The sequence below is a fragment of the Streptomyces sparsus genome, assembly GCF_054776295.1.
In genome coordinates this window covers 1-5,667 of record NZ_BAAHCA010000265.1, presented here as the reverse complement: position 1 = coordinate 5,667, position 5,667 = coordinate 1, and the positions used below count along the sequence as shown (strand labels likewise).

Here is a 5,667-nt window from a genome sequence, read left to right as displayed (position 1 = left end):
CGACGAGCACGTTTCGACGTCGCGGCGCTGCCGACCGTGCTGGACGGCGTCTACCTGGACCTCGCCCCGGTCGTGCGCGCCGCGGACGCGGAGAAGGTCAACGCCGGCGACTGCATCGCCGTCAAGGGCAGCGCACGTCGTGTGTCGTCGTGTGCGCGCACGCCGTCACGGGCGGGCGTGTGTCGGGCGGTCGGTGGCTCGGTGTCACCGCCGCCGGGCCCCGGCGTGGCCGTTGAACGGCCGAAGGGCCGCCCCCGAGCAGGTGACTGCCGGGGTCGGCCCTTCGTGCCGGGCTGCGAGGAGCAGGCCGGGGCGTCAGCGGGAGCGGCTGACGGTGACCTCGACCCGCTGGAACTCCTTGAGGTCGGAGTACCCGGTGGTGGCCATCGCCCGGCGCAGCGCGCCGAAGAAGTTCATCGAGCCGTCCGGGGTGTGCGAGGGGCCGGTGAGGATCTCCTCGGTGGTGCCGACGGTGCCGAGGTGCACCTTCTTGCCGCGCGGCACGTCCTCGTGCACCGCTTCCATGCCCCAGTGGTAGCCGCGGCCCGGGGCGTCCTCGGCGCGGGCCAGCGGCGAGCCCATCATGACGGCGTCCGCGCCGCAGGCGATCGCCTTCGACAGGTCTCCCGACCAGCCGACGCCACCGTCCGCGATGACGTGCACGTAGCGGCCGCCGGACTCGTCCATGTAGTCGCGGCGGGCGGCGGAGACGTAGGCGACGGCCGACGCCATCGGCACCTGGATGCCGAGCACGCTGCGGGTGGTGTGCGCGGCGCCGCCGCCGAAGCCGACCAGCACGCCGGCCGCGCCGGTGCGCATCAGGTGCAGCGCGGCGGTGTAGGTGGCGCAGCCGCCGACGATGACGGGCACGTCCAGCTCGTAGATGAACTGCTTCAGGTTCAGCGGTTCGGCGGCCGAGGAGACGTGCTCGGCGGAGACGGTGGTGCCGCGGATGACGAAGATGTCCACGCCTGCGTCGACCACGGCCTTGGAGAACTGCACGGTCCGCTGCGGCGACAGGGCGGCGGCGGTGACGACGCCGGCGTCCCGCACCTCCTTGAGGCGCTGGCCGATCAGCTCCTCCTTGATCGGCTCGGCGTAGATCTCCTGGAGCCGGCGGTTCGCGCGGTTCTCGTCCAGCTCGGCGATCTCGGCGAGCAGCGGCTCCGGGTCCTCGTGGCGCGTCCACAGGCCTTCGAGGTTGAGGACGCCCAGGCCGCCCAGTTCGCCGATCCGGATGGCGGTGCGCGGCGACACGACCGAGTCCATCGGTGCGGCGAGGAACGGCAGCTCGAAGCGGTAGGCGTCGATCTGCCAGGCGATCGAGACCTCCTTCGGGTCGCGCGTGCGCCGGCTCGGCACTACGGCGATGTCGTCGAAGGCGTAGGCCTGCCGCCCGCGCTTGCCGCGCCCGATCTCGATCTCAGTCACGTGGTTTTGCCCTTCCGCTCTCGGCTTCCGTCCCAGTATCACCGACGCGCCCGGTGCCGCTGGAGGTGAGCGACGCCGGGCGGACGTCGGCCGGGCCGCCGCTGCTGCGGGCGACCCGGCCGGGACGGTCCTTCGGTCCGTGTCGCCCGGTGGCGACGCGGGTTCAGCGGCGCGAGTAGTTCGGCGCCTCGGTGGTCATCTGGATGTCGTGCGGGTGGCTCTCCTTGAGGCCGGCCGCGGTGATCCGGACGAACCGGCCGTGCTCCTTCATCTCCGGCACGGTCCGGCCGCCGACGTAGAACATCGACTGGCGCAGACCGCCGGCGAGCTGGTGCACGACGGCGGAGAGCGGGCCGCGGTAGGGGACCTGGCCCTCGACGCCCTCCGGGATCAGCTTGTCGTCACCGCTGACGCCCTCCTGGAAGTAGCGGTCCTTGGAGAAGGAGCGCTGCTCGCCCCGGGACTGCATGGCGCCCAGCGAGCCCATGCCGCGGTAGGACTTGAACTGCTTGCCGTTGATGAAGAGCAGCTCGCCCGGCGACTCCTCGCAGCCGGCCAGCAGGCTGCCGAGCATCACCGTGTCGGCGCCGGCGACGAGCGCCTTGGCGATGTCGCCGCTGTACTGGAGGCCGCCGTCACCGATGACCGGCACGCCCGCGCCCTTGGCGGCGAGGGCTGCCTCGTAGATCGCGGTGACCTGCGGCACGCCGATGCCGGCGACGACGCGGGTGGTGCAGATGGACCCCGGACCGACCCCGACCTTGATGCCGTCGACGCCGGCGTCGACGAGCGCCTTGGCGCCGTCGCGGGTGGCGACGTTGCCGCCGACCACGTCCACGGAGGAGTTCGACTTGATCTTGGCGACCATGTCACCGACGAGACGGGAGTGGCCGTGGGCGGTGTCGACGACGACGAAGTCGACACCGGCCTCGATCAGCGCCTGGGCGCGCTCGTAGGCGTCGCCCGCCACCCCGACGGCGGCGCCGACGATCAGCCGGCCCTCCTCGTCCTTGGCGGCGTTCGGGTACTTCTCCGCCTTGACGAAGTCCTTGACGGTGATCAGGCCCTTGATCCGGCCCTCGCCGTCGACCAGCGGAAGCTTCTCGATCTTGTGCCGGCGCAGCAGCTCCATGGCCGCGGACCTGGCGATGCCGACCTGGCCGGTGACCAGCGGCATCGGCGTCATGACCTCGCGGACCTGGCGCTCGCGGTCGAACTCGAAGGCCATGTCGCGGTTGGTGACGATGCCGAGCAGCTTGCCGGCCGCGTCCGTCACCGGCACGCCGCTGATCCGGAACCGGCCGCACAGGGCGTCGGCCTCGCGCAGCGTCGCGTCCGGGCGGATCGTGATCGGGTCGGCGACCATGCCGGACTCCGACCGCTTGACCCGGTCGACCTGGGCGGCCTGGTCCTCGATGGAGAGGTTGCGGTGCAGCACGCCCACGCCGCCCTGACGGGCCATGGCGATCGCCATCCGCGCCTCGGTGACCTTGTCCATCGCCGCGGAGAGCAGCGGGATGTTGACCTTGACGTTGCGCGAGACGTACGAGGAGGTGTCGATGTCCTGCGGTGCCATGTCGGACTCGCCGGGCAGCAGCAACACGTCGTCGTAGGTCAGCCCGAGCATCGCGAACTTCTCGGGCACTCCGTCGACGTTGTCAGTCATGACACCTTCCCCAATGGTCTTGCCCAGGCACGTTGGTCCATGCTAACGGCCGAACGGGCCGCCCCCGCACCCGATGGGCAACTCTGTGGACAACTCGGTGGACGCCTCCGTGGCAGCCCCGCCGACAGCCCGGTGGACACGGCCGCTCCTACTGCTCCGCCAGCGCCCGCAGGCGGCTGAGCGCTCTGTGCTGGGCGACCCGCACGGCCCCGGGTGACATTCCCAACACCTGCCCGGTCTCCTCCGCCGTGAGCCCGACCGCGACGCGCAGCAGGATCAGTTCCCGCTGGTGGTCGGGCAGGTTCGCGAGCAGCTTCTTGGCCCAGGCGGTGTCGCTGCTGAGCAGCGCGCGCTCCTCCGGGCCGAGGGAGTCGTCGGGCTGCTCCGGCATCTCGTCGGACGGCACGGCGGTGGAACCGGGGTGCCGCATCGCCGCGCGCTGGAGGTCGGCGACCTTGTGGTGGGCGATCGCGGCGACGAACGCCTCGAACGGCTTTCCGGTGTCGCGGTAGCGGGGCAGCGCGCACAGGACCGCCAGGCAGACCTCCTGTGCGAGGTCGTCCACGAAGTGGCGGGCGTCCCCGGGCAGCCGGCTCAGCCGGGCACGGCAGTACCGCAGCGCGAGCGGATGCACGTGGGCCAGCAGGTCGTGGGTGGCCTGCTCGTCGCCGTCCACGGCCCGCCGCACGAGCGTGCCGATGGCCGAAACGGCCGTGGGCTCGTCATCGCGCATCGGTCCATGGTGCACCGGCCCCGCGGAATCCGTTGCACCCTGCTCCTGGTTGTGCACCGAAGCGTTATACCGGAGCGCGCTCGAAGCCATCCCGCCAGCCCTCCCCAATCCGGGTCGATCCCCACCTTCGCCGTCGGCACCCGGCAGCTTCGCCCCAGGGCCTTGCGGCACCGGGCCGGGCTTGTCCGTCATCAAGGCCCCTCGCGTTCGGATGAGAAGCCCCGGCGCCGGCCGGGGAGGAATCACCCTCCAGCATGCGGCATCGGGCGGCAATGTGCGGAGTCCGCGGGCGTGCGATCCGGGCCGGGACGCACGATGCCTCCCACCGGAGCAGGTGGGAGGCACCCCGGCCGCGGGCCGGCGGTCAGCGCACCAGGCCCCAGCGGAAGCCGAGGGCCACGGCGTGGGCCCGGTCGGAGGCGCCGAGCTTCTTGAACAGTCGGCGTGCGTGCGTCTTGACGGTGTCCTCCGAGAGGAAGAGCTCCCGGCCGATCTCGGCGTTCGAGCGGCCGTGGCTCATGCCTTCGAGCACCTGGATCTCGCGGGCGGTGAGTGTCGGCGCCGCACCCATCTCGGCGGACCTCAGCCGGCGCGGCGCGAGCCGCCAGGTCGGGTCGGCGAGCGCCTGGGTGACGGTCGCCCGCAGCTCGGCGCGGGAGGCGTCCTTGTGCAGGTAGCCGCGCGCTCCGGCGGCCACGGCGAGCGCCACGCCGTCCAGGTCCTCCGCGACGGTCAGCATGATGATGCGGGCCCCCGGGTCGGCGGAGAGCAGGCGCCGCACCGTCTCGACGCCGCCCAGACCGGGCATGCGCACGTCCATCAGGACCAGATCGGACCGGTCGGCTCCCCAGCGGCGGAGGACTTCCTCGCCGTTGGCGGCCGTGGTCACCCGCTCGACACCGGGCACGGTCGCGACCGCGCGGCGCAGCGCCTCTCGGGCGAGCGGGGAGTCGTCGCATACGAGGACGGAAGTCATGGCCGCCCTCCGCTGCTGCTGCGCATCACCTTGAGCCTCCAGGCTGTTACGAATCGTCACCTGAGCGGTCGACTGCCCCGGACGCTTGCCCGAGTGCGAATTACGCCAACCGCCTCGCACTCTCAACGACGGTCACCCAAAAGAGTTACGGGCTTCGACGTCCGCCTTCAGCACTCTACGTGAGTGCCCGCACACGCAGCCGACCCTGATCACCGTCCACCTCGAGCAACCCCACTGTGCCCTATATGGAGGCTTTTGCTTCCCTTTTGTGGCGTCCATGGCTAAATTCGCAAAGAGTCATATTTACATCTACTAAGAAGATAGATGTACGGTCGGCAGTGTCGTGGTCGCTTTGGGTACACGGGAGCGTCCTGGTGCGTGCCGCGCTCCGACCCCACCTCCGGTGCCCACCGTCGGCCGACCACCAGCAGCAGTGCTCCGAGAGGACGAGCAATGGCAGATTTCTCCCGCCTTCCGGGTCCCAACGCCGACCTGTGGGACTGGCAGCTCCTCGCCGCATGCCGAGGGGTCGACAGTTCGCTCTTCTTCCACCCCGAGGGAGAACGCGGGGCGGCCCGCAGTGCGCGTGAGGCGTCCGCGAAAGAGGTCTGCATGCGCTGCCCGGTCCGTGCGGACTGCGCGGCGCACGCTCTGGCCGTACGCGAGCCGTACGGCGTGTGGGGCGGACTGACAGAGGACGAACGCGAGGAGCTGATGGGCCGGGCCCGCACCCGTCTGGTGACGGTCCAGAGTCCCGCCCACTGACGCAGAAACGTATTTTCACAGGCCGGGGGCCGGGGGCCCCGCTGTTCGCCCGGCACGGGCACGCCCCGGCCTCCGGCCGGGCGGCGCCGGAAGCTC

The 5,667-nt window shown here is 71.3% G+C and carries 5 protein-coding genes; 1 reads left to right on the top strand and 4 read right to left on the bottom strand.

Features of this window, described 5'->3' with window-relative positions:
* Positions 1–315 precede the first annotated feature (315 nt).
* The 4 genes from ACYVE9_RS13975 to ACYVE9_RS13960 form a co-directional block, all read right to left on the bottom strand.
* Positions 316–1,431 (bottom strand): GuaB3 family IMP dehydrogenase-related protein, encoded by a 1,116-nt coding sequence (locus tag ACYVE9_RS13975; RefSeq protein ID WP_461028154.1) that lies wholly within the window; start codon positions 1,429–1,431, stop codon positions 316–318.
* A 163-nt stretch (positions 1,432–1,594) separates the two neighbouring features.
* A complete protein-coding gene (gene guaB / locus ACYVE9_RS13970) occupies positions 1,595–3,097 on the bottom strand; it encodes an IMP dehydrogenase (protein WP_461028153.1) in 1,503 nt (500 codons plus the stop codon).
* A gap of 148 nt (positions 3,098–3,245) precedes the next feature.
* Entirely contained in the window at positions 3,246–3,830 is a 585-nt protein-coding gene (locus ACYVE9_RS13965) for a sigma-70 family RNA polymerase sigma factor (protein WP_461028152.1), read from the bottom strand.
* A gap of 364 nt (positions 3,831–4,194) precedes the next feature.
* Positions 4,195–4,806, bottom strand: coding sequence for a response regulator transcription factor (locus tag ACYVE9_RS13960; protein ID WP_028426699.1), 612 nt, complete (start codon positions 4,804–4,806; stop codon positions 4,195–4,197).
* A 453-nt stretch (positions 4,807–5,259) separates the two neighbouring features.
* Here ACYVE9_RS13960 and ACYVE9_RS13955 point away from each other — a divergent pair, with 453 nt between their 5' ends.
* Complete coding sequence (locus ACYVE9_RS13955; RefSeq protein ID WP_461028151.1) at positions 5,260–5,571, top strand: WhiB family transcriptional regulator; 312 nt, start codon at positions 5,260–5,262, stop codon at positions 5,569–5,571.
* Positions 5,572–5,667: the final 96 nt, after the last annotated feature.